This window comes from Schaalia sp. lx-260 (assembly GCF_021083645.1).
Classification (GTDB): Bacteria; Actinomycetota; Actinomycetes; order Actinomycetales; family Actinomycetaceae; genus Pauljensenia.
The window spans coordinates 464,731-490,346 of sequence record NZ_JAJNRQ010000001.1 but is presented as its reverse complement, the minus strand read 5'-3'; the positions used below and the strand labels follow the sequence as shown (position 1 = coordinate 490,346).

The following is a 25,616-nucleotide window of genomic DNA, read 5'->3' as shown; positions in this document are numbered from 1 at the left end:
GAAACCAACCAAGCCCGCCAACAACACTGGGGACAAGCCATCACCTGGGCCGACCTCACATGGTCAACCAACACGCTCAAGGCCATCAACGAATAAACCCCCACCAACAAGATCTATCGTATAAGCCCCCATCACTGTCTGACCAACGCCATGCACACCTAAACGCCACGACAATCCGCCACTGGCACCTGAACCACCGCCGCCAGTCAACACAATTTCAGACCAGTGACAGTTCTCCAAACCGCGTAATCCATCAAATTCCAGCGGAGATAAACCAAGGGCCACAATCAATGCGCGCACAATAGCGCTTCCATGTGATACGACAATCAAAGTTCCACCATCGGCCACGCCCCGCGCATAAGATAAAGCAGCCTGCATCATCCGCTGCCCTACACGATCTGACGCTTCAACGCCCGCTTCGATACTCTCCCCTGTTTCCCGCCACTGTGCAACATATTCTGGATATTTACTCATTGCTTCTTCAAGCGTTTGCCCCTCAAATACCCCGTACGAACGTTCAATGAAGGCAGGATCTTCCAGCACGTCACCTTCTAAAAGACCTTGTTCAGCAAAAACTCCAGAAATAATCTGTGCGGTTTGCGCCGCACGCAGCAACGGAGAACACACGATACGCACAGCAGGATTTCCCTCATCTGTTTCAGTGAAATTACGTTGCTTTTGACGCAGAGCTAGCCATCCCGCTAATAAAGCAGAGGCAGTCTGGGCTTGCTGACATCCCACCTCATTCAAAGGCTGATTAACAATACCTTGAAAACGCCTCTGAACATTGAAATCCGTCTGCCCATGACGCAAGAAAACAATACGTTTCGCACCCACAACAGTACAAGTATCTTGTTGAATTATTCGGTGATCTGAAGATAGGTTTTTCATTTGGGTATGCGTACTCACGTTATCACTTTCTTTTGCGCACTCACATATCTGATACAAGCCATTAGCTCACATATGAAGGGCATATGTCATGCCCTTAGGTGAATAACTCGGCAAGGAAATAACGTCCCCTCGGCTTGGATCTTGCATTGAATACACCGGGCAATCTCCCCAAAGTTTTTCAAGTGCGTAGTATTCTCGTTCCTCGTCTTTCAGCACGTGAATAACAATTTCGCCATAGTCCAGTAAAACCCACGTGCCTTCTGTACGCCCCTCAATATGAACGGGACGTAGATGCTCTTTTTCTGCAATAACGTCCATGATTTCTTCTGCAATTGCTTTGACTTGCCGTACAGTAGGTGCCGAAGCCACAATAAAGCCTTCTGTTAAACCTAAACGCTCAGATACATCCACCAGAACAGGATTGGTTGCAAGTTTATCGTGTGCAGCACATGCCACATGATGAGCAAGTTGAGTGGTAAAAGCAGAACAAACCATATACATCCTCTGACTAGTTGATGCACTCCTTTACGGATACTACCGGAGTACGTTAAATCAAGCAGGTTTTCCCCTCCTGCAAACGCACAGGAACTTCCTTTTACAAGGCTTCCACAATGCCTTTCTTTTACGCGCAAGCAAATGTGCATAAAAATCACAAAGACATCCGCACGCCACTTATTTCCTCATATCGCCAGAAGAATCTACCTCTGTGCTATACGTGATACATAGTCAATATAGGCGATTGAATAGCAGGCGATTATCCCAGTATCCCTGTGCTATTTATTGACGTTTCGATACAAATTATACTTATTGATATATTGAACAACTCCATCAGGAACAAGGTACCATACGGGTTTACCTTGTTCTACCCGCAGCCGACAATCACTGGAAGAAATAGCCATTGCCGGCACTTCCAGCAAAGATACCGCAGAACGCGGCAACCCCGAAGCATCCAGCGTATGCCCCGGCCGTGTCACACCAACAAAATGCGCCGACTCAAATAAAGTATCCGCTTCTTTCCATTGGACTATCTGCGCCAAAGCATCAGCACCCGTAATGAAATAAAAATCAGCATCAGGATACTGCTCACGCAAATCCGTCAAAGTATCAATAGTGTATGTGGTTCCCCCACGCTCAATATCAACACGCGACACACTAAAACGAGGATTAGAAGCTGTTGCAATAACCGTCATAAGGTAGCGATGTTCAGGAGGTGTCACACGTCGGCCAGCCTTGAAAGGCTGCATAGCCGTCGGCACAAAAACAACCTCATCCAAACCGAAAACATCCATCACCTCACTCGCTGCAACTAAGTGACCATGATGAATCGGATCAAAAGTTCCACCCATGATTCCAATAGCAGGGCGCGCAGAACTTTTCTTTTGCTCACGAGGCACTGATTTCATCCCCGTAACAATACCTTGATTTACTACACGCATTTTAAGGCCGTACCGTTCCTTGGCCTTCAAAAATCCATGTACTTGTTGTGAGTTCTTCCAAACCCATCGGCCCACGCGCATGAAGTTTCTGTGTGGAAATACCTATTTCCGCACCAAGTCCTAGCTGCCCACCATCCGTAAAACGTGTTGACGCATTAATTGCAATGGCCGCTGCATCAATTTCCGTACGAAAACGCTGTGCCGATCGCAGACTCGATGTACAGATCGCTTCAGTGTGACCTGATGAGTATGTACGAATATGTTCGATCGCCTCATCAATACTCTTCACAACCTTCACAGCAATATCTAAAGATAAATACTCAGTCGCCCAATCCACTTCTTGCGCAGGAAGAACACCATGCCACTGATCTCGACCAGATTCACGCAGAATACGACGAGTATTTTCACACGCATGGATACTCACCCCAGCTTTGGTCAGCTCCTCTACGATCACAGGAAGAAAAAGCGAAGCAGCAGCAGAATGCACAAGTAAAGTCTCCGCCGCATTACATACACCTACTCGCTGCGTTTTTGAGTTCATAACGATTTTTTCAGCAGCATCCAAATCCGCTTCCGCATCCACATATACGTGACAATTCCCCACTCCTGTTTCAATCACAGGAACGCATGATTCCTGAACCACTGCACGGATTAAGCTAGCTCCACCCCTGGGAATAAGTACATCAATGTCACCATGAGCACGCATCATTGCTTTTGCCCCCGCACGCCCCCACGGGTCAACAGTAGAAATCACATCAGGATGTAAACCCACGGCCGTAACCGCTTCACGCATAACGGTGATGATCGTGTGATTTGTTATTTCAGCGGCACTGCCCCCACGCAAAATCACGGCATTTCCTGCTTTTAAGGCAAGGGTTGCCGCATCAATAGTGACATTTGGACGCGCCTCATAAATCATGCCGATAACACCTATAGGCACACTGATTTGCTGCACACTTAAGCCTGCCTCTGTGGTGTATCCACGCAAAATACGACCAACCGGGTCAGCAAGTCCGATAATATGGCGAACAGCCTCAGCAATATTGCACAGACGAGGCACTGTCAACATGAGACGGTCAATAAGTCCTTCTGACATTCCACTCAAACGAGCTTTAGCTACATCTTGCGCGTTTGCCTCTAAAATTTCGTCGCTATGTTGCAGGATTGCTTGCGCAATCGCTTCTAGAGCAGCATTTTTAGTCCGCGTACTCGCCCCTGCCAGATGACGCGCAGCTTGACGCGCAGCCCGCGTAAGAGCCGAAATGTCCACAGTTTCTTGAATCATCGGACTACGCTCCCTCGTTTCCTTCATATACGCATCGACAAATGTCAATAGCATATACGTTCTTACCCTCCATATGAGATGCCAAGAAACACAGGGAAACGAAACACGTCACTTATTTGCAGGAATAAACATGCAAGTTTTGATCTATGCCGTATCAAAAAGCTCGTATTTACACGATGATTGCTAAATCATCACGATGAATCACAGGGCGCGGATTTTCCCAGCCTTGGGCCACTAAATCTTCGCGGCTACCCCCAAGAATTGCTTCGACCGTTTCCCAATCATAAGCGGTAAGACCGCGCGCTACGAGCCCTTTTTCACCAACAATATCAACGACATCTCCTGAAATGAAATTTCCATGCACCCCGCGTATGCCTGCTGCAAGCAACGATTTCTTCCCAACGGTGATCGCGTGTACAGCGCCTTCATCAATGAAAAGTTCGCCTTGAGATTGTGCGGCGTAAGCAATCCACAAAGTGCGTGATGCAGGTCGTGACGAAGTGGGATGGAACCATGTGCCTACACGATGACCAGTCAAAACATCAGCTATCTGATCTGCATTAGCCAAAATGACACCGATTCCCGCGCAGGTTGCCATAGAAGCGGCCTGCACTTTCGTTACCATTCCTCCTGAACCAACCGCAGAACCAGCCCCTGTAATCAGTAAATCCGCTATATCATCACTTGTTTTCACTTCAGAGATAAACTGCGCCCCCTCATGTGTTGGAGGAGCCGTGTACAAGCCGTCCACATCTGTTAACAACACGAGGACATCAGCCCCTACAAGCTGCGCCACATGAGCTGCTAAACGGTCATTATCCCCAAAACGCACTTCCCGTGTAGTCACCGCATCATTTTCATTAATGATCGGTACAACACCGTATGCCAGCAAACGTTCAAGAGCTTGCCGAGCATTCGTGTAATGGTCACGACGCATAATATCGGCTGTTGTCAAAAGAACTTGAGCCGCATGACGATGATGTGATTGAAAAGCAGTTGACCAGTGAGCGATTAAAAGTCCCTGTCCCATTGCTGCGGCAGCTTGAACATGAGCAAGGTCTTTCGGGCGACGTTCCAATCCTAAAGGCGCAAGACCTGCAGCTACCGCACCTGATGACACAATAACGATTTCACGTCCACTGCCCTGCCATTGAGCAGCCAACCGTGCAACCGTGTCGATACGATTCAGATTTAAGCCACCATCTGCACGAGTTAACGATGATGAGCCAATTTTGACAACAATTCTTCGCGCTTTCGCTAACGCTTCCGTCATCATCACAATTCATCCTCATCGGGACCAGCCCATTTTCCTGCTAAACGATCCATCCACAGTTCTTCACGGGCAGCAGTTTTCGCGTCCATGACTTCATGGAAATGCTGACGGCGTTCTCGACGTGTCGGACGAGAGCTTTGGTCAATACGCATATCTGTTCCACGGCTACCTAGAAGTTCAGGACCTGTAGTTAATGTCGGCTCCCAGTCAAATAGGACACCTTCATGCAAGTCACCAATGACAACAGTATCCCCCGCGATTGCTCCGGCTTTCATAAGGAGATCCTCCACACCGGCAGCTGCCAAACGATCCGCAAGGTAGCCAACAGCCTCATCATTAGTGAAATCAGTTTGTTTCACCCAGCGTTCCGGTTGAGAACCACGCACTTGATACACTGTTTCACCAGCATGTTGAACAGCATTCACAGTAATGGTACGACGAGTTCCCACAGGGGCAGGCCGCAGGATCTGACGAGTTTTTTCCTGAGGTAATTGCACTCGATGTTCTTCAACCATAGTGGCTAAAACAAATGACAAAGCACGTAGGCCCTCATGCGATACCGCTGAAACTTCATGTATTGGCCATCCGAAAGATTCAAGGTCCGCACGAGTAATCTGCGCAAGGTCACGCCCATCGGGGATATCAATTTTATTCAGCACAATAATGCGTGGACGCTGCATTAACGGGACGTAGCCTTCAACAACTCCGAGATCACTTTCATACGCTGCAAGCTCTGCTTCAATGGTACGTAAATCGCTCACAGGGTCACGATCAGTTTCGTAAGCCGCAGTATCTAAAACATGGGCAATCACACCACAACGTTCAATATGACGTAGGAAATCTAATCCCAATCCCTTACCAGCTGAAGCACCGGGGATAAGACCCGGAACATCCGCCATTGTGAAACGAGAATCTCCCGCTTGAACAACACCAAGATTGGGCACAAGCGTGGTGAAAGGATAATCAGCAATCTTCGGTCGAGCAGCCGACATCGCGGCAATAAGTGAGGATTTTCCTGCCGAAGGGAATCCAACAAGAGCAACATCTGCAACGGATTTAAGTTCAAGAATTATTTGGCGTTCCTCACCAGGTTCACCAAGGAGAGCGAAACCCGGGGCTTTCCGAGCTTTCGAGGCGAGAGCGGCATTCCCTAAGCCCCCTCGTCCACCTTCTGCAATCACACAGCGTGTGCCCGCCCCTGTCATATCAGCGAGGAGTTCACCTGAAGCAGTTTTTACAACTGTTCCATCCGGAACAGGAAGAATAATGTCCTCGCCATTTTTTCCTTGACGAAAATCTCCCATCCCTTGCGTACCGTTATGGGCGCGTTGATGCGGGCTGCGGTGGTAGGTCAGCAAGGTGGTGACTTGAGGATCCACTTCCAAAATAACGGATCCACCATTTCCTCCGTCACCGCCATCTGGGCCGCCTAGAGGCTTAAACTTTTCACGTTTCACAGAGGCAACTCCGTGCCCACCATTACCACCTGCAGCGTAAATGGTGACCCGATCAACGAAACTCGTCATTTTTCCTCCTAGTTGCGACCCTAATACATATAAACCCTACCTGTACGTACCATCAAGATCAGATATTTATTTACGTTCCTTCAGGCATCAGATATGTGGTAGTCACTATGTCAGGTACGCGGGGTATAAATGCAGGCTGAATTCATATCACAACTGCGACATCAGCATGCAAGCTGCTCTGGTCAAACAGTGTTTTACAGAGCGCGTATGTGTAAAGAGGCGTCCGGCTAAGCCGAACGCCTCTTAAGTATGAGATGTCTCAGGCTGAGACAGACTCGACGATGTTGACAACCTTGCGATCACGACGAGTAGCAAATTCTACTTCGCCAGCACGCAAAGCAAAGAGCGTATCGTCTTTACCGCGTCCTACGCCTTCACCTGGGTGAAAGTGCGTGCCACGCTGACGAACAAGGATTTCGCCGGCTTTAACAAACTGGCCACCATAACGCTTCACGCCCAAGCGCTGAGCATTCGAGTCACGGCCGTTACGGGAAGAACCCAAGCCCTTCTTATGTGCCATCAGAGCACCTACTTTCTGCTTGTACTCCAGCTAATGTCAGGCGATCTCAGTGATCTTGACGACCGACATCTTCTGACGGTGACCTTGGCGCTTACGGTAGCCGGTCTTGTTCTTGTACTTGATGATGGAGATCTTCGGGCCTTTCGCACGGTCCACGACCTCAGCTTTGACGGTGACCTTCTCCAAGGAAGCAGAATCAACAGTGACGTTGTCACCATCAACCAGCATCAGAGGCTGGAGTTCAATGCTGGAACCGATTTCCTCAGCCAACTTATCGACGACAACGACGTCACCGACGGACACTTTTTCCTGTCGGCCGCCGGCCTTGACGATCGCGTAGACCACGTTAAAGCTCATCTCTTTTGGTATGTGGGACGGAATTCATATCTTACGTCGAACGTAAACAGACAATAGTTATTCCGTTGGCACTCGTTGTGCCGACGTATAAATTTAGCTGAAAACATTCGTCACAGCAAGCTGACAGGGACATTTATTACTCATTTTGATTGTGCGATTCCACACCTCTTATGCGTATGCCCTATCAAAGCTCTTTCTATGCCTCCCCCGTAGATTCTGGTGAGACTATCCCTGTGCTCACAGCTCGACGGCGACGTTTAGTCTGTTGAGCCGCTTGTGTGCGCTCGGGCAAGATAATGTCATTGAGTGCTACCATCGCGCGCGCACTCGTACCTGTGCGGACCGGTGGCAATTCCAGCGTCACCGGATTTTCTGATGTTTCCGGCTCAATCGACTGAGCCGTTACACTCCGACGGCGACGAGTGGTGGATTTCACCTGACCAGATTTTTCGCTACCTCGTGATGTTTTTCGCCCCGTCGAGGTAGTCGCAGATCGTTTCCGCTGGGTTACTGTTTCACTGCTACCTGAGAGGTCGCTTATGACAACCTCCGCATATTCACCCAGACTCACTTCATCTTTTTCCTGCGATGCCCCTGTCACGGCAGTATCCGTATCAGTGAACTGTTTTTTTACAGTTCGACGAGCAGCTTGACGTGTTTTCTTTTGTTGCGCGTGATTGCGCGAGGTTTCGTCATGCGATTGTCCGCGACGAGTTGTATGAGCTCGCCCTCGTACCTCCCCCTGTGCAGATGAGGATGTTACGGAAGCTTCTTTTACTTCCTCAGATTGCAACATGTCCGAAACGGACTGTTTCTGAGTATTTTCTTGAGTCGTCTCAGACACAGGTTGTGTAATCGGAGGTTCTAGCACGGGCGCTGTCACCATGTGTCGAACGCGACGAGTTTTTGAAGTAACGGGCGTCTGTACGGTTTCTTCAGTACTTTCAACGCCCGCCTCACGGTCAGCGAGTTGCCTTGTCGTTTTTTCAGCTTCATGCATATCAGCTATAGGCTGTTTTCGCTTTCCGCGCGAGCGTGCCGATCGCGGTGCTTCCGACAAAGTATCTGCCGTTTTTTCTGGCTCTGGCGTTCCTTCCTCAGTTGCGTTAAACGTTGCATCATCTTTTTGTGATGTTGCCGCTGCGATAGCGCTCAAAGCTTCACGGGCACGTTCACGCTCAGGCCCTTCTTCAATGCGACGCGGCTCTGCCATGTTTTTCTTTTTACGAGTGCTCTTTGCACCACCGGCATGGCTTCCATCAGCTTCCACGGGGTGTTGATGCACGATAAAGCCGCGTCCTTCACAGGACTGGCAGGTTGTTGAAAAAGCTTCAACAAGGCCTTCACCAGCACGTTTACGTGTCATTTGGACTAAGCCTAAAGAAGTAATTTCTGTGACTTGATGCCGTGTACGATCACGACCCAAACATTCAACAAGACGGCGTAACACAAGATCTCGATTCGATTCAAGAACCATGTCAACAAAGTCAATAATGACAATCCCACCGATATCGCGTAGGCGCAGTTGCCTCACAATTTCTTCAGCGGCTTCAAGATTGTTACGCGTTACCGTTTCTTCAAGGGTGCCACCAGCTCCGATAAATTTACCGGTATTTACGTCAATGACCGTCATTGCTTCCGTGCGATCAATGATGAGAGTACCGCCGCTGGGCAGCCAAACCTTTCTGTCCATTCCTTTCGATAGCTGCTCATCTATGCGGTGAGCGGCAAAAATATCTTCGTGCGAGGTCCACAGTTGAACGCGCTCAGACAGTTCAGGAGATAATTCTTCGACATACTCTTTGACCCGCTGATAGGTTTCTTTCCCTTGAATAATCAGCGAAGCAAAATCCTCGTTAAACAGATCCCGCACTACACGGACAGCAAGATCTGGCTCGCCGCGCAGAAGAACAGGGGCTGACTTTCCATTATTCTTTTTTGACTCAATATCCGCCCACTGTTTTGTCAGGCGCGACACATCATCACGTATTTGTTCTTCCGTTGCACCTTCAGCTGCGGTACGAACAATCACACCGGTATTGTCAGGGACTATCTGTTTCAATATTCGTTTCAGACGCTGACGTTCTTTCTCAGGTAATTTACGTGAAATACCCATCATTGAACCGCCAGGAATCAACACAAGATAGCGTCCAGCAAGGGTGATCTGACTGGTCAGTCGCGCTCCCTTATGCATGATGGGATCTTTGGTTACTTGAACAAGAACAGGATCGCCACTTTTTAGGGCTGACTCAATACGCCGAGGACGGCCTTCTAAGCCAACAGCATCCCAGTTCACTTCACCTGCGTATAAAACAGCGTTACGTCCCCGTCCAATATCAACGAAAGCAGCTTCCATTGAGGGCAACACATTTTGTACACGTCCCAAGTAAATATTGCCAACCATTGTCCCGTGAGTTCGACGGGCCACATAGTGCTCCACTAAAAGGTCGTCTTCAAGAACAGCAACCTGATCTAATCCATCCTGATGACGGATAACCATGACACGATTAACAGATTCGCGCCGCGCTAAGAACTCTGATTCTGTGATGGAATGACGACGACGATTTTCTTTGCGACCTTCACGACGACGTTGTTTTTTTGCTTCCAGACGCGTGGAGCCTTTCAACGCTTTCACTTGATCTGTGAGGTCAGTCGAGTCCATTTCTTCATCGGCGACCGCATGTGAACGGCGGCGACGGCGACGACGAGTGGTCGTTACTTCCTCGTCAAAAGCATCCTCTACCTGTAATGAAGCTGCAGAAAATTCCTCAGTAGCATCCGTGCTCTGATCGTCAGATTCTGCACGCTGAGTTCCTTTTTCTGTGCGCTCATCATCATTCACAGAAGAAGCAGTCCGCCTGCGTCTACGACGATATGAAGGGGTCGTTTCATCATCATTGTGTAGATCCTCCGATGTAAGGACCGAACGGCGACGACGATTTTTCGTTGTCGTTTCCTCATCCGAAAACTCAGAATCTGAAAATTTTTCTTCGCCAGAAGGCGCATTCTTTGTTTTTCGTAGCTGGCGTGTACGAGTTGAGCGAGTAGGCTCATCTGCCGAATAGGTACTGACCGGTGGCGCTGCCTGAAAAGTAGGAGCTTGAAATTCGGGTGCACGAAAAAGCAATGATGCCGCTGGAGTTTCCGGCAAATTCAGATCGTTAGACACGTCTCTCCCATATGTGAAGCAGCCGTCCTGCACCAACGGTAGCTTCCTGAACTCGCCCCGCATGGGGGCGGAAAGCCTGTGGGTCCGCAGTGGCGGAGAGTACGTCCACGTGCTCATGAAGCACATATCTGGGCGACGCTTAACTCACGTCACGATGGTGCGATCGTGACTCCCATCTTCACTCTCATTCTCCCATAGTTCACTCTGGCAAGCAGTGCAGCCTCAGGTGGCTTGTACCACCTCATCAGATGAAAGCTTAGGCTGAGATATTTCCCACTTTTAATTACGTAAGGTTTATATAGTGTATTCAGTGTCAGAATCCTATTTTCCGCATAACGAAAAGGAAGCATTTCTTTTACCTGACATATTGCTAAAAACTGTCACGGAATTTAGTCCCAAAAGCAGTTGACGCACCGCAAATTGAGGGTATTTTTATGGCATGACGTTCTGTTTTTCAGGACGTTGGTCCATCAATTTTTATCCCGATCGGAAGGCATCACCATGCCCCTCGCTCAGACAGCGTTAGATGCGCTGACCCTGGGGCGCTGGCAGTTCGGTATCACTACCGTCTACCACTTCCTCCAGGTTCCACTGACAATCGGTCTTTCCCTTTTAGTTGCCATTATGCAGACTTTCTGGGTAAAAACCGGCAAAGAAGCATGGCTTCAAGCAACACGCTTCTTTGGCAAAATTCTTCTCATCAACTTCGCATTAGGCGTTGCCACAGGTATCGTGCAGGAATTCCAGTTCGGCATGAACTGGTCGGAATACTCACGTTTCGTCGGCGATATCTTCGGTGCTCCTCTTGCAGTTGAAGCTCTCCTCGCATTCTTCCTTGAATCAACATTCCTTGGACTGTGGATCTTCGGTTGGGGACGCCTCTCAAAGGGATGGCACCTCGCCACCATTTGGCTTACCGCTATCGGCACTTCAGTTTCAGCTCTATGGATTCTCGGGGCAAATTCATGGATGCAGCACCCCACAGGCGCTGTTTTCAACCCCGAAACTGGCCGAGCTGAACTCAACACCACATTCGGTTTCATTGAAGTCGTACTCAACCCCCTCTTAGTATGGGAATACACCCACGTCATCACCTCCGCTTGGCTAGTTTCAGGCACATTAGTTGCCGGCTTTGCTTTATGGTGGCTGACACGCGCAGCACGTGAAGGTGGCGAAGCAGGGCTGACTGAAGCACGCAATGTGTGGCACCCTGTCGCTCGCTTCGGCCTCATCGTCGTTATTATCGGCGGTCTTGGCACAGCAATCACCGGACACTTCCAAGGACAAGACCTCGTTAAGTATCAACCAATGAAAATGGCTGCCGCCGAAGGCGTGTGTGTTGATACTCAAGGCGCAGCATTCACCGTCGCACAATTCGGTGACTGCCCACTCAACAACGAGTCACAGCCAACGAAATTCCTTGAAATTCCTGGTGTAGCCGCTTTCATGTCGCATAACGACTTCAACGCGACAGTTGCAGGCATCGCCGATGAACAAGCTCGCATGGTCAAACTGCTCAACGCAAATAAAGATTTCACTGCGACCTACGGTGACGCTTCACAATACGACTTCCGTCCTCCACAAATGGCAACATTCTGGTCATTCCGCCTGATGATGATCTTCGGAGCATTCTCAGCCATTTTGGCCATTTGGGGCTTGATCGCTACACGCAAAGGCAAACTCCCCACATCGAAATCCCTTGGGCGTTTTGCTTTGTGGAGTATCCCCATGCCATTTGTTGCAGCATCATTTGGTTGGATCATGACAGAAATTGGTCGCCAACCTTGGCTTGTTCACCCAAATATCGAAGGCCTCATGAATGGCGATCCCGTTGGTTCTGTCCTCATGATGACTGATTTTGGTCTTTCTTCACAGGTTCCAGCATGGCAAGTCGGTACCACAATGGTACTTTTCACCCTTCTCTACGGAGCACTCGGTGTCATTTGGATCCTGCTCATCAAGCGGTACGCGCTTGAAGGTATTCACGCAAAATCCGCATCCGATGAGGCTTCAGATCATGATGCCCTCTCCTTCGGATACTGAGGAAAAGGAGCGGAACAATGACACTTTCTATTCTCTGGTTCATCCTTATCGCTGTCCTTTGGACAATGTACTTAGTCCTCGAAGGCTTCGACTTTGGTGTTGGCGTCCTCTCAGCACTCGTTGCACGCGATGACCGCGAACGCACCCAAGTTGTCCGCACCATTGGCCCACACTGGGATGGCAATGAAGTATGGCTCTTAACCGCAGGTGGCGCCACATTCGCAGCCTTCCCAGAATGGTATGCCACAATGTTCTCCGGAATGTACCTGGCTCTTTTCCTGGTTCTCGTATGCCTCATTCTGCGTATCACAGCTCTGGAATGGCGTTCCAAGATCGCCACCGCCACATGGCGCACTATCTGGGACCGTATTCACACAGTCTGCGCTGCGCTTGTCCCCGTACTACTCGGTGTAGCATTCGCTAACCTCGTTCAGGGCATGGCTATTGAAGTTGTCGGACGCGACGGTAAAGTCGTTGCCGCCGATAAAGTCGCTGGAATGCTTGACACATCCGTTCATCAGCTCACCGGTGGCTTCTTCTCACTCCTGACCCCCTACACCATCCTCGGTGGCGTAGTCGTATTAGCGATCTGCCTGTCCCACGGAGCACAGTTCCTCGCACTCAAAACTGAAGGACCTGTCCGTGAACGTTCCAATACACTCGCAGGACCACTCTCACTGGTCGCTACACTCCTTGCAGCTGTGTGGGTTATCTGGGGTCAATTCGTTTACGTATCAAACGTCTTTGCATGGATTCCGCTCGCTGTAGCAGCAATCTGCTTGATCCTGTCAGCAGTTTTCTCACAGTCCGCGCTGCGTTCAGAAGGAAAATCCTTCCTGTTCTCCGCACTGGCAATTGCAGCTGCCGTGACATGGATCTTCAGCGCAATGGCTCCAGCAGTGATGAAGTCGTACATCAACCCGGCTTACTCACTCACCATCGACCAAGCATCCTCCACAACATCGACGCTCACCGTCATGACCATCGTGGCTGTATGCTTCGTCCCCGTGGTTCTCATCTACGTGGCATGGTCTTACTGGGTATTCCGCCATCGTGTGTCAATCAATGACATCGAAGAAAATGCGGGTCTGCTACCAAAGAAGATCCGACTCGGTCAGAACTTCCTCGCAGGCTGACCTCAACCAACCAACAACGGGGTCCTGTGTTTCAAAAGCGCAGGACCCCGTTGCGCTGCATAATAACTGTATCGTTACACCTGAGAAAGACATATACGACCTATGCGCCCCTTGGATCCTCGACTCTTACGATATGCACATAGCGCACGACGTCACATTCTTTTGACAGCTTTTCTTGGCCTCGTCACTGCAGCTCTTGTCATCGGACAATCAATACTCATAGCAGCAACACTGTCCCCCATCGTTGAGGAAACAGGAACTTTCAGCTCAGTCATGCCATTATTCTGGGGCCTACTTACCGTCATCATTATCCGTGCACTCTTAATTGGACTACGAGAATCCTTAGCACATAAAGCAGCCGATTCCGCAATTAAAGACCTCCGACAAGCAGTTATCAATCACAGCATCGCACTTGGTCCTCGCTGGCTTGCTGTCAAAGGTACCCACACCACGACACTACTCACACGCGGACTCGATGATCTTGGCCCCTACTTTGTCCGCTTCCTCCCCCAACTCATCCTTGTCAGCACAGTAACCCCACTGGCATTAGCAACTATTCTTCTCATTGATTTCTGGTCAGCATTTATCGCAGCCCTCACCGTTCCACTCATCCCGATCTTCATGATCCTCATAGGGCGTTTCACTCAAGATTCTTCCTCTGCGCGTCTGCTTTCCATGCAACACCTCAGCCAACAGCTCCTTGACCTCATGGCCGGCTTACCCACTCTGAAAGCCCTCGGACGCGCACAAGCACCACGCCCTCACCTCGCAAAAATTGGACAAAAAAACACAAAAATCACAATGGCAACGCTACGCATTGCTTTTCTTTCAGGCGGTGTCCTCGAATTTATCGCCACCCTATCTGTCGCACTTGTCGCAGTTGAAGTCGGTATGCGGCTGGTTTATGGAAATATCGGGCTGTTTTCCGGCCTAGCAGTCATCATGCTAGCCCCTGAAGTATTTGAACCGCTACGGCAAGTCGGCGCACAATTCCACGCCTCAGCAAATGGAGTAGCCGCCGCAAACGCCGCATTCGACATATTAGAAACTCCCCTCCCCAATGAGGCACACTCCCAAAGCATCACAACCACAGCACACCCACAAGAACTATCAGACTCACTCCCCTGCCCCAATTTACGAACCGCTTCACTCACTTTCACACATGTATCAGTTGCCGCACGCGGCGTATGGGCTCCAGCAGACCTGAATGCCACAATCACTCCCGCCACCCTTACAGTCCTCGTTGGCCCTTCAGGAGTCGGTAAAAGCACCACAATCATGGCTATGCTTGGTCTCATCCGCCCACAGCAAGGCCAGATCAGTATTGACGGTATCGACATAACAACAATCAACCCGGATTCTTTATGGGCGCAAGTCAGTTGGGTACCACAAAACCCCATGATTATTCCCGGAACCCTGCGTGAAAACCTCATTCATGACACCAACGAGGACGAACTGAGCAAGGCAGCACATGCCGCAGGATTTGACACCGTCCTCCACAAACTCCCCCAAGGCTGGGATACACCTATCGGACAAGGCGGCATCGGACTATCCGGTGGGCAACGACAAAGACTCGCCCTGCTCAGAGCCCTCATATCAGACGCGCCACTGGTAATTTTCGATGAACCTACCGCGCATCTTGATGCAGCAACCGAGGAAATCATCCTCAACACACTCCAACACTTACGCGCGCAAGGACGCACAGTACTCGTCATAGCACACCGCCAAACCCTCGTATCAATCGCTGACAAACACATCACAATCAAAGCGCAGGAAGCAACAGCCGCAGATTTTGAACGCTGGCCCATCCTCGCCGCAACCAGTACACACGAGCACGCACACTTTGAACTCCCTGAACTTCTTGACGCGACAAAAGGAAACATGCGATGACCACCGTGTTCCTCACCTCTACTGAACGAAACGCGCTACGCCGCATCCTCACACTCCTGCACGTCAACCGCACACAATTTGCGCTCGCACTCCTTCTGGGATGTCTTTGCTTAGGATCAGCAATCAGCCTATCTGCAACATCCGCATGGCTCATTGCCCGCGCCTCCCAACACCCACCTGTCCTCCACCTAACAGTTGCCGCAGTCGCCGTACGACTCTTCGGAGTTTTACGAGCATTAATGCGCTATCTTGGCCGACTAGCAAGCCACCACGTGGCCCTAGAAGGAATGGATAACCTGCGCCAAGGAATCTACGCAACCCTCGCCAATTACGAAGCTGACACGATCACACACATAACACGCGGTGACCTGCTCGCACGTGCCGGAGCAGATGTTGACGATGTCGGTGATGTAGTTGTCAAAAGTATTTTGCCTTTTGCCGTTGCCACCATCGTTGGTATAGGCACAATCATTGGAATTGCTTTCCTCAGCCCAGCTGCTGCCCTCATACTTGCGATCTGTCTTTTAATCTCTGGCGTGTGTGTTCCTCTTGTCACTATGCACGCCACACGCACAGTAGAAGAAGCCACACGAAGTGCACGTACACAACTTTCCAGCAGCATCCAAACAGTGATGGACGGAGCGCCCTACCTACAGGTAACCGGCCAACTCCCCGCACTTCTCCACACAATTTCAGCAACTGAATCAGAACTTACTCACACAACAAGGCGGACAGCTCAACTGCAAGGATGGGCTGCCGGAATTGATCGACTCTCCATGGGAATGGCTGTCATAGGGGCACTCATCGTGGGTATACCTGCAACAACACAAGGAATTTTATTCCCTGTGCTCCTCGCAGTCATTGTCCTCACACCTCTTTCCGTATTTGAAACAACATCCGAACTCTCAGCAGCCACTGCACAGCTAGTTCGCTCCGCCGCTGCCGCCGTACGTATTAACGAACTCCTCGGAGGCAACACAACCACACCGAATACTCACTATGCCCCAGCAAAGCAGGACACCACGGACCAGCGCAACACAGAGAATCTTTTGCCCTTGCAAAGCAAGGATGAGGACAACAGCCAAACCACGCCTCATACAATCCTCAACGCTCACAACCTAGCAATCGGATGGCCAGGTGGCCCAACCCTTGCCGAGGACCTCAATTTCACTTTAACTACCAATGAACGTATCGCCCTCGTTGGCCCATCAGGAATTGGAAAAACCACTCTCCTGCTGACTTTAGCGGGCCTACTTAAACCACACGCAGGAACGGTGACACTCAACGGGCATAACATTGCCGACCTTGATTACGACACCATTTTTTCTGCCCTTACTGTCACCACTGAAGATGCGCATATATTCGCCACCACAGTTTTAGAAAACCTACGAGTTGCACGCGCTGATCTAAGTAAGACAGAAGCAACACAACTCCTATCCGCCGTAGGACTCGACACATGGCTCCAGTCACTACCTGAAGGTCTGAACACGCAACTAGGAACCGCAGGAACAACTATTTCAGGCGGAGAACGCCGACGACTACTGATGGCACGTGCTCTGGCCTGCCCTGCCCCACTCATGCTCCTTGACGAAGCAAGTGAACACCTTGACACACCTACTGCTGACACATTACTGACAGAACTCTTACGCCCCCACCTGGGTCGCGCAGTCCTCGTCATCAGTCACAGACTCAGTGCACTAGAAAATGCTGATACCGTCCTTGTCATGGACCGCCGTGCAGATACTCCTCAAGCACCTGCAACAATAGTTGCTCACGGCACGCATGAAGAACTCCTGACACATGCACACACCTACCGATGGGCCTATGAACAGGAACACGTATGAGCGAAAAATCTGACTTTCGGCTTTTAGAAGCCGTACTTGACCTCACATCAAATCTTGATTCACGACGTACCCTCAAAGCCCTCGTCGAACAAGCATGTCATTTAGCAGGAGCACGCCACGGGACTCTTTCTGTCATCGACACGTGGGGTGATACCGTCATGGAAATCATGCACGGTGAAAAACTCGCCGTTATTCCGCAAGAACTCATCGTTCAAATCCCCACATCAGGGCATCTCCTTTTCAATGATTTATCTGACTACCCTGAACTTAGCGGGATAGAAAATTTCCTTGGTGTTCCCATCCTCGTCCACGGACGAATGTACGCACGCATGTACCTCACAGGAACACATCATGGTTTTAATGAACATACAGCACATATCGTTGAGGCCTTAGCCCACGCCACAGGGGTAGGCGTTGAAAACGCACAACTATACTCCGATGCGCGTCGCCGAGAACGATGGATCACAGCATCGCAGTCACTGACAACAACCATGCTTGAAGGCACGGATGAGGAAGATGCGCTGGTCCTTATCGCCCAAACAGTACGTGAAGTAGCACGTGCAGATACCGCAGTAATCGTTTTACCTTCCGTTGGAGACACCTGGGCCGCTGAAATCACCGAAGGGCATGACGCAGATCGTATCCTCGGCGCGGTTTTCCCCGCTGAAGGACGAGCCATGCAAGTCCTCGCCGAAGGTACCGGGATGCTCGTGGATTCTTTAGCTCGCGCCACGTCGCTGAGGGTACCGGTTCTTTCCACTTTCGGACCGGCATTGTATGCGCCACTGCGTTCACGTGGCCGTTCACTTGGGGTCCTTATTTTGCTGCGACTTCAAGGAGCGCCAGAATTTGATTCTTCTGAGCTTACCCTCGCTGAATCTTTGGCTTCTCAAGCGACTTTAGCGTTGGCTTTGGCTTCTGCCCGTCATGCTGAGGATATGGCTTCCCTGCTTGATGAACGTGACCGTATTGGCCGAGATCTGCATGATTTTGCTATTCAGCAGCTTTTTGCCACAGGTATGCGTCTTGATGCTGCGAAACAAAAAATTCATGCGGGCGATTTAGACCGTGAAACACTTATCGCAGCTTTAGATCATTCTTTGGCGGGGATTGACGAGGCAGTACGGCAGATACGGGCAATTGTCCATGACTTACGTGAACCAGACCGGACAGTGGGCTTAGTTGAACGTGTGCGTCGTGAGTCTTCTTTATCACGATCATTTTTAGGTTTTGCGCCTTCGCTGCTGATTTGTCTGGATGACCATGCTATCAATCAGGATGAAGATCATGAAGAAAATATGATTGCTGATCTGGAGGCCCGTGTAGGTTTGGATCTCAGTGATGATGTAGTTGCTGTGGTGCGTGAAGGCTTATCGAATATTGCTCGTCATGCACGCGCAACAGCGGGTCAAGTACGGATTGATGTGACAGGGCAAGAATCTGACGGCATGATTCATGTGAGTATCGCAGATGATGGTCAAGGAATTGACCCTCATCGTACCCGTAATTCAGGTTTATCGAATATGACGGAACGCGCTCGCAGGCACGGAGGTTCTTTTACCCTGTCAGATGGTATTGGAGGACGTGGTACACGTATTACTTGGTGCGCTCCGTTATCTTAGGGGCCGTATTCTGGGTGTTCATGCTAGCCCATTAAAACTAGCGGACTGCTATTTCACCCTTACTCTAGGAAGTAGCTCACGAAATATGGTGCAGCATCTAAGCGCCACGAATAAAAGATTCTGCCCACCATTATTTCAACAAAAAGTCCGCTGACCCCATCAATGTTTCACGGAATACGAAGGAGCTCATCTCCGCATTCGGCTCATCATGAAGCACTCGGTACAAGGGATGACCAACCGCCCACTCGTTACCGCCGGTTGTTCCTTTCGATGGTGATGACGGTGTCGTAGAGGCCGATTTTATGGAGGTCTTTGCGGCGCTTTTGCTCTGCATGGGAGGCGTAGCCCACGTAGGACAGGGAGGCGTCCTCGTAGCGGCGGAACGCAAAGACTGCCTGGTTCATGTGGATGGAGTTGAAGACTCCCAGGTTCACCAGGAGGTTGAAGTCCTCCACGGATAGGCCGGTGACTCGTTTGAACAGTTCAGGCTCGATCTTGGTGATGACGTCGTAGAGCGTGTTCTCCCTAAAGTCAGTCAGGTACATGAACGCGGGGATCCGGGTAGCGAACTTGATGAGCTTTTCCTGGATCTGCTTGCGTTTGGACTTGTAGTCCTTCTCCTCGGCTGAGAGTTCCTTCTTCTCCTTCGTGGTCAGCGAGTCGCCCTTTTCCTTCTTGGTCTTCGACACGGATTCACTCTTGTTCACCACGGTCTCGAAGATGCTAGCACCCAGGGCGCGGAATCCTTCGATATTAAGGATGGCCTCCATGGCACGCTCGTCGTTCATGATCTTCTTGAGTGTCATGTTGTCGACGTTGACTAGGATCGCGGACTCCCATTTCTTTGCCAGCAGGGTGGCTGAGGTTCCAGACATGGCGATGTCAAGCACCTCGCCCGCGTCGATCTCTTTCATCGAGGCGCCGTCATAGGCCAGTACCGGCAGGTAGTTGACGAGCTCAGCGACGGCATGCTCGGGGCTCTTAGCCTCGGGATGAAGCCCCGTGCCGTAGTCGGCAATCTGACGCAGAGCACGGGTTGGCGCGAAGTCAAAGACAAACCCGACAGGCTTGAGGATCTTCTCCCGGCTTGGGTCATCCCCATCTGGGTTCTTAATCGCCCACGGGGATTGCACCCGAAAAGCGGCCTGGAAGTAGGACTCCGGGCTGGTGAGGTTGCGCAGCATGAGGATCGATGACCACTGCTTGACGGTCACCCCGGTGGTGAGTTTGCCGCACGAGAGCGTAATGGTCTTTGTATCGTGCCCATCCCCGATCGCCTCACGCACAGGTGGGAGTGCTTCAACCCCAACCCCAGCGCCCGCTCCAGCGGCGACGATCACCTTGTATTGGTGCCAGAAGGTGTTATGTCGGGCAGCGAGCAGGTTGGCCATGGCCTGGCAGGCAGCAACGTTCGGCAGGTACCAGAACGAGTGCTGGAGGTAAGGAAGCAAACGGGCATCCGCGTAAGGGAAGGGTGGGCGGCCGCCAGCTTTGAGCATGTCCATCTGCGTGGGCGCATGCTCGCCACGGATCAGGTCCAGCCATTTTTGTACATCCGACTCGTGAACAAACCCAGCTTCGTCACCGCTACCTGTGGCCTCGAAGAAGGTGTTGAGGTCGAACTCGTCGAACTCACCCTGGTGCGCGATAGCCACGAGGTCATCGGGCATTCGGTAGGTCAGCAGACGCATCTGTGGTAGTGCGGCATACGGGTTCCACTCACCGGGATGTTCAACAGCCCATTGGCGCTTAGCGAGCTGCTCGTCGGTGTAGGTCCAGTTGAAGATCTGCTCCTCAATGAACTCGCCTGTGGCCAGAGCCTTAAAAGGAGTACCCGAGAGGTAGAGGTAGGAGCGGGTGGTGATAGGAAGAAAGTCATCCTCATCGCTGCCGAGCTCGTCGAGCTCTTCATCGAAGGCGGCCAGCCCCTCGTGGTACTCAGCATTGAGCTCCTTGGCCGCTTCTTTCTCATCCTCACCTTCGAAGAGGGCCTTAGCGTTGTCCCGCCAGGCACCGAAGTGGTACTCGTCGAAAACCACCAGGTCCCAGTTGACGGTGTGAATCCACTCGTTCTTCGACTTGATCAGGCCGGTCCTCTTATCACGCCCGAGGAGGTCCTGGAAAGAACCAAAGTAAACCAAAGGCTGATCTGCCTTGACTTCGATACCCTCATCGAGGGTTTTCGCGCTCAGATACCGCCAGCCCTCAAAATCTACATGGCTAGCCAGGTCCTCACGCCACGCGTCTTGCACGGCAGGCTTAAAGGTCACCACCAGCACACGCTTGGCACCCATACGCTTGGCGAGCTGATAGGTGGTGAAGGTCTTGCCGAAACGCATCTTCGCATTCCATAAGAAACGCGGCACCGCGCCCGGATCCTCTTCCCAGATGGAGTTGTAATAGGCGAGGGTTTGCTCAACGGCACGTGTCTGCTCCGGGCGCATCGCGAAGGTCTGGTATCGCTCACCCGTGTACTCCACGCCGGTGCGCAGTTCCGCGATAGCAGTGAGCACATCAGCAGGTTTGCAGCGCACCCACTCCGTCGCTGACCCAAAGTGAGGGTTGGCAAAGCCCTTCGCCTTCAGGCGCTGGATGACGTCCTTGTCCCGAAAGAGGGTGCCGTCCTCACACTCAGCAATAATGTCAGCATGCAGAGTGAACTCCTGCTGCATCTGCCCCTGGGACTCACGGATCCGCTCGCGCACATCCTCCTTGGTTGTCTGACCAACCTTAATCAGGCCCTCATAGCCAGCAGGAGGATTCTTCAAAGACCACGCATAAATCCGAAGCCGTGCCGAGGGCTTAGAAGGAAGAAGCTCCTCATCCCGCCTGACCATCACTCATCCTCCATCGGGCGCACGATCGACTCAATGAACGCGATCTCCTCATCGGTGATCCCGTACTTGGCGTACAACTCCTCATCGGTCCACTCGTGGTCCCAGGTTTGCATTGGAACCCAGGTATATGTTGCACGTGGTGCGTGCTGTGTCGTTTTTCGCAATGAAACGAGAAATCTGAAGAATCGCGTGCGGTAGTAACTTTCGATGGATCGCGCCTCCGCTTCGGTGTCCACGTAGAAAAAGAGGAAAGACTGAGTGCATGCAGATCCTGACGGCGCGATCCATGGCTTTCCTAAGACGATGTCCGGTAGTCTCTGTCCACCATCGGACGCCGCCTCCGGTATCAGGACTTTCCAATAAGAGAGTAGATGCTCACTCTTGCAAACCTCCGCCCGATCGATGTACTTGATCTGTCGCATTCGTTCTTGAATACAGTAGACTGGGACAGAAGTATGAGTTCGAGTCTTTGACAAGCCTTTGAAATTTGAAGTCCAACCAAATTCTTTGTCCACCGATAAAATATTTTGGATCGATTCCTCAGACGCTGTAAGAACTTTTCTAAGAATACTTAAAGCCTTATAATGCCGCACAAATACATCAAATTCACTCAGGTCACGTTCATGTGGCCCGTCCACTAACCCGGCAGTGACAGTTGTTACACTACATGAGTCATTCGGCGTTGAAGTTCGCAAAAAATAGCTTACCCCCCCCCGCACCTCAACACCAGGAAATACCTCGGCCGATGATGGGTAATCCACAAGAGCGCGAATATTCTTGTCCGACAACATTTCTTTCCGAAATTCAGACAAACCCAGTCCGGTGCTCATCCAACGCGAAGGGATAATCATGGCTAGATATCTAGAATCCAGCTGCTTCGCTTGCTGCACAAAATATTGATAGATTGGAATATCTCGATTGCCACCATTTGCATTCAACTGATACGGCGGGTTTCCGATCACCAGGTCAAAGTGCATGTCTGCTCCAAAGATTTCGTTAATGCGTTGCCTAATGTTGTTTGTGTGGATGAAGGCGTAGGCGTGGGTCTCAAGGTCTTCGCCGCGCCCGTAGTCGTTCTCGCCTGCCCCGCAGTAGGAGCAGCGTCGGCCAGTGCGGATAAAGATTTCCTCGCTGGAGAGTGGGTCAACACGGCTTTCGCGTGTGCCGGTTTTGTCATCCCAGGTGTGCTCGGTGCGTTCAAACCAGATATTACCGTCTGGTGTGTCGAAGGCGGTACAGATGGAGTGCTCACTGTTAGCGTACTTCGAGCAGTACACACTGCGGCGGGACATGAGGGCAGTGAGCTCAGTGATAGCAATCCCGTAAATCTGCTTGGTGAGGATGTGGTTGACCCGCTCCTGAGCATCAGGAATAACGGTAATGAGGCCTTCGTTGAAACGGCGGGTCGCCTCCCGTAGAAATACCCCGGTTTTGACGAACGGATCTAATACCCGGACGTTCGGGTTCGCCCACAGGTTCTCCCCGTCATGGTCACGTGCCCATGCTTCGGTGACGAGGTCAAGCATCGCTGCAGCCATCTCTGGAGGCGTGAACACTTCATCGTTCGAGAGGTTCGCGATGCAGGTGAGCACATCAGGGTTGTGCTTGTTCAACAGGAGGTTCGACACGCTCATGCTTGCTGCGCTCCTCTAGCGGCAACTTCGGCCACAGTCATTGGAGGGAAAGAGGTATCGGGGGTGAAGATTTCAGCCATGTCCATGGAACCAAACAAGGTGTCCTCCCCAAAAGCCGCACGTTTTGTCAGGTTCTGATACTGGAAGTCTCTCCGTTGAAACTTGCCCGCCCCAAGGTAACCCCACTCGGCGAAGGTCAAAGGCTCCCCGCTGGGGACCGTCATGGTCAAAGCATCGGCCTGCACGATGTTGATTTCCAGGACTGCGCGAGCCGCCGCCACCCACGTGCCGTCAGGATCCTCACCGATGAAGTCCGTGAAGATAGCGAGAAGGTTGGCGCGACAGATCTTGGCATTGTCAGCAAGCAGCTCAATGCCATAGGTGCTCATGAGAGCCAAGAGCGCGTAGTGGCGGCACTCAAAGTCGTTCTTGCCGTAGCGGGTTTGAACAGTCGAGAGCTTGCGGCGCAAGATCTCCTGAAGGAAAGCGCCCTCACCGCAAGCCGGCTCCAAGACGCGGGCATCGATACGCTCCGACTCATCTTTGACCAGGTCGAGCATGTCGTTGACCATCCATTCCGGGGTGAATACCTCGCCATGATCGGCCACGCGCTGCTTCGACTTAACTAGTTGCACCTGCTCGCTCACATCTCCTCCTGGCCTGCTCCAGCGTGGAGCATCGCGGCTGCCGTGGTTGTCTCAGCTCGATGCTCGAAACAGCCGCGAGGAGACACCCTGTCTTCCATTATCGGTTCTTTGGGCTCTCGGAGGGGTGAGGCGGGGCCGTGCGTGCCCCACAATCATGCGGTTTGCTCAATCAAACTCGTCAAAGCTGAACTCAAGTTGCCCGTCACTGCCACCCTTGCCTTGACGCTTCATGCGGAACGTGAGCAGCCGATAAACAGGGATCCCGAATGCGGGGCGTTCGTCAGCGGACAGCCTCGTGATATAGGCGAAGAAGGACTCTTCGTCAGCATCGAACGCGATGACGGTATGCACGGTGACGACTTCTTATTGGTTCTGGAGAGCGCGGATCTTGTCGCGGAGTTCCGCGTTGGGCCCGGTGACCATCTCGGCGCTGATCGTGCCCTTAGCCATCTCCTCTTTCAGCTCGCCGATGGATTTACCGGTCTTACGGGAGATCTCCTCCAGCGGGTTGAAACCGGCGTTGATCATCTGCATCAGGTCTTGGCCGGTCAGCTTGCCTGTCGAGGACATCTGGGCGAACGCCAAGGTCAGTGACTCCATCTTCTGCGCATCACCTTGGGAGATGTCACCAATATGCATCAGGTGCTTCTTCGCGCCCTCCAGGCTGATGCCAAAGGCCAGCAGGGTTTGCATATTCTCTCGTGGCACGCATGGTCAATATCAGTTCATCGGAGCGTCCGCCAATAACCACTACCGCATCAGAAGCCACATTTTTCGTTGTCATGTTTGGTTCTCCTTAGCTTGATACGGACGGTGCGGCAGGCTCGTAGACGGCCTTATATCAGTCGGTGATCGTTTTGGATGTGACTTTGGAAGCCCCTTCGGCGGCTTCGGCTTTCCACGGGTGGCGTCCCTTGCTATCGGGCTTGTTACGGCGCAGAATCGTGCCCTCCTGCTCGACGGTGCGGATCGTCCCGAATGCATCATTCGCGAATGTCTGGAGAGTATTAGCAGCCATGATCGGCTCCTTCCTAGGAAGCCGACAGATGAACAACACGGAAAGTTATGGCTTCCTAGCAGGAGGGCTTCGAGCACGCCAGATTTATAACCACACCCCGAAAGTTGAGGTTGCCTGCCCCTGAGCTATGACCTAGTCTTAATGTCAACATGACCGGTTCCGCTACCCACCGAGGTGGGAGTCCAGGGCCGGTCTTCGTTTTCTCAAATGCCGATCACGGAGTTGGCCTATTGGCCAAAAAGGACGCTCACCTTGTATCAAAATGAGCGTCCTAGTGGTTTTTTAGTGCCAGCGAATGATACAAGGGGCCTGCTGGGCGCATTTTCCCGAAGGTGGGTGCAGTTGGGTGCAGCGTCGCAGCACAGGTCATTCCACCTCACCGCTACGAGGTGAGGTTAGTTTGGGGCAAATGTTGACGGCCGTGTGCTGTCGAGCTCGACTTAGTTTTCGTCCTTGAAAGTGATGATGATGCCGTCAGCGTGGATGGT

At 51.5% G+C, this 25,616-nt stretch carries 19 protein-coding genes and 1 pseudogene; 5 read left to right on the top strand and 15 right to left on the bottom strand.

What is annotated here, in order from left to right; translation table 11 throughout:
• Positions 1–63: 63 nt before the first annotated feature.
• The 9 genes from LRP57_RS02010 to LRP57_RS01970 form a co-directional block, all read right to left on the bottom strand.
• Entirely contained in the window at positions 64–891 is an 828-nt protein-coding gene (locus tag LRP57_RS02010) for a histidine phosphatase family protein (protein ID WP_231204552.1), read from the bottom strand.
• A 66-nt stretch (positions 892–957) separates the two neighbouring features.
• Positions 958–1,386, bottom strand: a complete 429-nt coding sequence (rsfS, locus tag LRP57_RS02005; protein ID WP_231204550.1) for a ribosome silencing factor — start codon at positions 1,384–1,386, stop codon at positions 958–960.
• 278 nt (positions 1,387–1,664) lie between these two features.
• Positions 1,665–2,294, bottom strand: a complete 630-nt coding sequence (nadD, locus tag LRP57_RS02000; RefSeq protein WP_231204548.1) for a nicotinate-nucleotide adenylyltransferase — start codon at positions 2,292–2,294, stop codon at positions 1,665–1,667.
• Positions 2,295–2,328: 34 nt separating this feature from the next.
• Complete coding sequence (locus LRP57_RS01995) at positions 2,329–3,609, bottom strand: glutamate-5-semialdehyde dehydrogenase (protein ID WP_442984702.1); 1,281 nt, start codon at positions 3,607–3,609, stop codon at positions 2,329–2,331.
• 172 nt (positions 3,610–3,781) lie between these two features.
• Positions 3,782–4,888: a glutamate 5-kinase gene (proB, locus tag LRP57_RS01990; protein ID WP_231204608.1), complete on the bottom strand. Its 1,107-nt coding sequence runs from the start codon at positions 4,886–4,888 to the stop codon at positions 3,782–3,784.
• A complete protein-coding gene (gene obgE, locus LRP57_RS01985) occupies positions 4,888–6,411 on the bottom strand; it encodes a GTPase ObgE (RefSeq protein ID WP_231204544.1) in 1,524 nt (507 codons plus the stop codon). The genes proB and obgE overlap by 1 nt, the downstream gene beginning before the upstream one ends.
• A 259-nt stretch (positions 6,412–6,670) precedes the next feature.
• Complete coding sequence (gene rpmA / locus LRP57_RS01980; protein WP_231204542.1) at positions 6,671–6,931, bottom strand: 50S ribosomal protein L27; 261 nt, start codon at positions 6,929–6,931, stop codon at positions 6,671–6,673.
• A gap of 36 nt (positions 6,932–6,967) precedes the next feature.
• The gene (gene rplU, locus LRP57_RS01975) at positions 6,968–7,288 is read right to left on the bottom strand and encodes a 50S ribosomal protein L21 (protein ID WP_231204540.1); all 321 of its coding nucleotides are present in this window, start codon (positions 7,286–7,288) and stop codon (positions 6,968–6,970) included.
• Positions 7,289–7,484: 196 nt separating this feature from the next.
• The gene (locus LRP57_RS01970; RefSeq protein WP_231204538.1) at positions 7,485–10,457 is read right to left on the bottom strand and encodes an Rne/Rng family ribonuclease; all 2,973 of its coding nucleotides are present in this window, start codon (positions 10,455–10,457) and stop codon (positions 7,485–7,487) included.
• Between the two features lie 501 nt (positions 10,458–10,958).
• On the opposite strand from LRP57_RS01970, the gene LRP57_RS01965 reads away from it, so the two are divergent.
• From LRP57_RS01965 to LRP57_RS01945, 5 genes are all read left to right on the top strand, one after another.
• Positions 10,959–12,500, top strand: coding sequence for a cytochrome ubiquinol oxidase subunit I (locus LRP57_RS01965; RefSeq protein WP_231204536.1), 1,542 nt, complete (start codon positions 10,959–10,961; stop codon positions 12,498–12,500).
• A gap of 17 nt (positions 12,501–12,517) precedes the next feature.
• Positions 12,518–13,636 (top strand): cytochrome d ubiquinol oxidase subunit II, encoded by a 1,119-nt coding sequence (cydB, locus tag LRP57_RS01960; protein WP_231204534.1) that lies wholly within the window; start codon positions 12,518–12,520, stop codon positions 13,634–13,636.
• A 102-nt stretch (positions 13,637–13,738) separates the two neighbouring features.
• Positions 13,739–15,526 carry a thiol reductant ABC exporter subunit CydD gene (gene cydD / locus LRP57_RS01955; RefSeq protein WP_231204532.1) on the top strand — a complete coding sequence of 596 codons (1,788 nt, stop codon included), beginning with the start codon at positions 13,739–13,741 and terminating at the stop codon, positions 15,524–15,526.
• Positions 15,523–17,370 (top strand): thiol reductant ABC exporter subunit CydC, encoded by a 1,848-nt coding sequence (cydC, locus tag LRP57_RS01950; RefSeq protein WP_231204530.1) that lies wholly within the window; start codon positions 15,523–15,525, stop codon positions 17,368–17,370. Before cydD ends, cydC begins: the two co-directional genes overlap by 4 nt.
• Positions 17,367–18,992 carry a sensor histidine kinase gene (locus tag LRP57_RS01945; RefSeq protein ID WP_231204528.1) on the top strand — a complete coding sequence of 542 codons (1,626 nt, stop codon included), beginning with the start codon at positions 17,367–17,369 and terminating at the stop codon, positions 18,990–18,992. Before cydC ends, LRP57_RS01945 begins: the two co-directional genes overlap by 4 nt.
• A 248-nt stretch (positions 18,993–19,240) precedes the next feature.
• Here the strand turns inward: LRP57_RS01945 and LRP57_RS01940 are convergent, their stop codons facing one another.
• The 6 genes and pseudogenes from LRP57_RS01940 to LRP57_RS08345 form a co-directional block, all read right to left on the bottom strand.
• Positions 19,241–21,829, bottom strand: a complete 2,589-nt coding sequence (locus tag LRP57_RS01940; RefSeq protein WP_231204526.1) for a DEAD/DEAH box helicase family protein — start codon at positions 21,827–21,829, stop codon at positions 19,241–19,243.
• A complete protein-coding gene (locus tag LRP57_RS01935) occupies positions 21,829–23,463 on the bottom strand; it encodes an Eco57I restriction-modification methylase domain-containing protein (protein WP_231204524.1) in 1,635 nt (544 codons plus the stop codon). Before LRP57_RS01935 ends, LRP57_RS01940 begins: the two co-directional genes overlap by 1 nt.
• On the bottom strand, positions 23,460–24,110 hold the full coding sequence (locus LRP57_RS01930; protein ID WP_231204522.1) for an N-6 DNA methylase: 651 nt from the start codon (positions 24,108–24,110) through the stop codon (positions 23,460–23,462). The genes LRP57_RS01935 and LRP57_RS01930 overlap by 4 nt, the downstream gene beginning before the upstream one ends.
• Positions 24,111–24,275: 165 nt before the next feature.
• The gene (locus LRP57_RS01925) at positions 24,276–24,461 is read right to left on the bottom strand and encodes a hypothetical protein (RefSeq protein ID WP_231204520.1); all 186 of its coding nucleotides are present in this window, start codon (positions 24,459–24,461) and stop codon (positions 24,276–24,278) included.
• 12 nt (positions 24,462–24,473) lie between these two features.
• Positions 24,474–24,800, bottom strand: a pseudogene (locus tag LRP57_RS01920) (tape measure protein); the annotation flags it as partial.
• Between the two features lie 151 nt (positions 24,801–24,951).
• Positions 24,952–25,128, bottom strand: coding sequence for a phage tail protein (locus LRP57_RS08345; protein ID WP_442984699.1), 177 nt, complete (start codon positions 25,126–25,128; stop codon positions 24,952–24,954).
• Positions 25,129–25,616: the final 488 nt, after the last annotated feature.

Excerpts from the sequence above, each read along its gene's own strand:
- rsfS (WP_231204550.1), bottom strand. The coding sequence starts at position 1,386 with ATGGTTTGTTCTGCTTTTACCACTCAACTTGCTCATCATGTGGCATGT.
- obgE (WP_231204544.1), bottom strand. The coding sequence starts at position 6,411 with ATGACGAGTTTCGTTGATCGGGTCACCATTTACGCTGCAGGTGGTAAT.
- nadD (WP_231204548.1), bottom strand. The coding sequence starts at position 2,294 with ATGAAATCAGTGCCTCGTGAGCAAAAGAAAAGTTCTGCGCGCCCTGCT.
- rplU (WP_231204540.1), bottom strand. The coding sequence starts at position 7,288 with ATGAGCTTTAACGTGGTCTACGCGATCGTCAAGGCCGGCGGCCGACAG.
- LRP57_RS01965 (WP_231204536.1), top strand. The coding sequence starts at position 10,959 with ATGCCCCTCGCTCAGACAGCGTTAGATGCGCTGACCCTGGGGCGCTGG.
- rpmA (WP_231204542.1), bottom strand. The coding sequence starts at position 6,931 with ATGGCACATAAGAAGGGCTTGGGTTCTTCCCGTAACGGCCGTGACTCG.
- LRP57_RS01935 (WP_231204524.1), bottom strand. The coding sequence starts at position 23,463 with ATGAGCGTGTCGAACCTCCTGTTGAACAAGCACAACCCTGATGTGCTC.
- LRP57_RS01945 (WP_231204528.1), top strand. The coding sequence starts at position 17,367 with ATGAGCGAAAAATCTGACTTTCGGCTTTTAGAAGCCGTACTTGACCTC.
- cydC (WP_231204530.1), top strand. The coding sequence starts at position 15,523 with ATGACCACCGTGTTCCTCACCTCTACTGAACGAAACGCGCTACGCCGC.
- LRP57_RS02010 (WP_231204552.1), bottom strand. The coding sequence starts at position 891 with ATGAAAAACCTATCTTCAGATCACCGAATAATTCAACAAGATACTTGT.
- cydD (WP_231204532.1), top strand. The coding sequence starts at position 13,739 with ATGCGCCCCTTGGATCCTCGACTCTTACGATATGCACATAGCGCACGA.
- cydB (WP_231204534.1), top strand. The coding sequence starts at position 12,518 with ATGACACTTTCTATTCTCTGGTTCATCCTTATCGCTGTCCTTTGGACA.
- proB (WP_231204608.1), bottom strand. The coding sequence starts at position 4,888 with ATGATGACGGAAGCGTTAGCGAAAGCGCGAAGAATTGTTGTCAAAATT.
- LRP57_RS01940 (WP_231204526.1), bottom strand. The coding sequence starts at position 21,829 with ATGGTCAGGCGGGATGAGGAGCTTCTTCCTTCTAAGCCCTCGGCACGG.
- LRP57_RS08345 (WP_442984699.1), bottom strand. The coding sequence starts at position 25,128 with ATGGCTGCTAATACTCTCCAGACATTCGCGAATGATGCATTCGGGACG.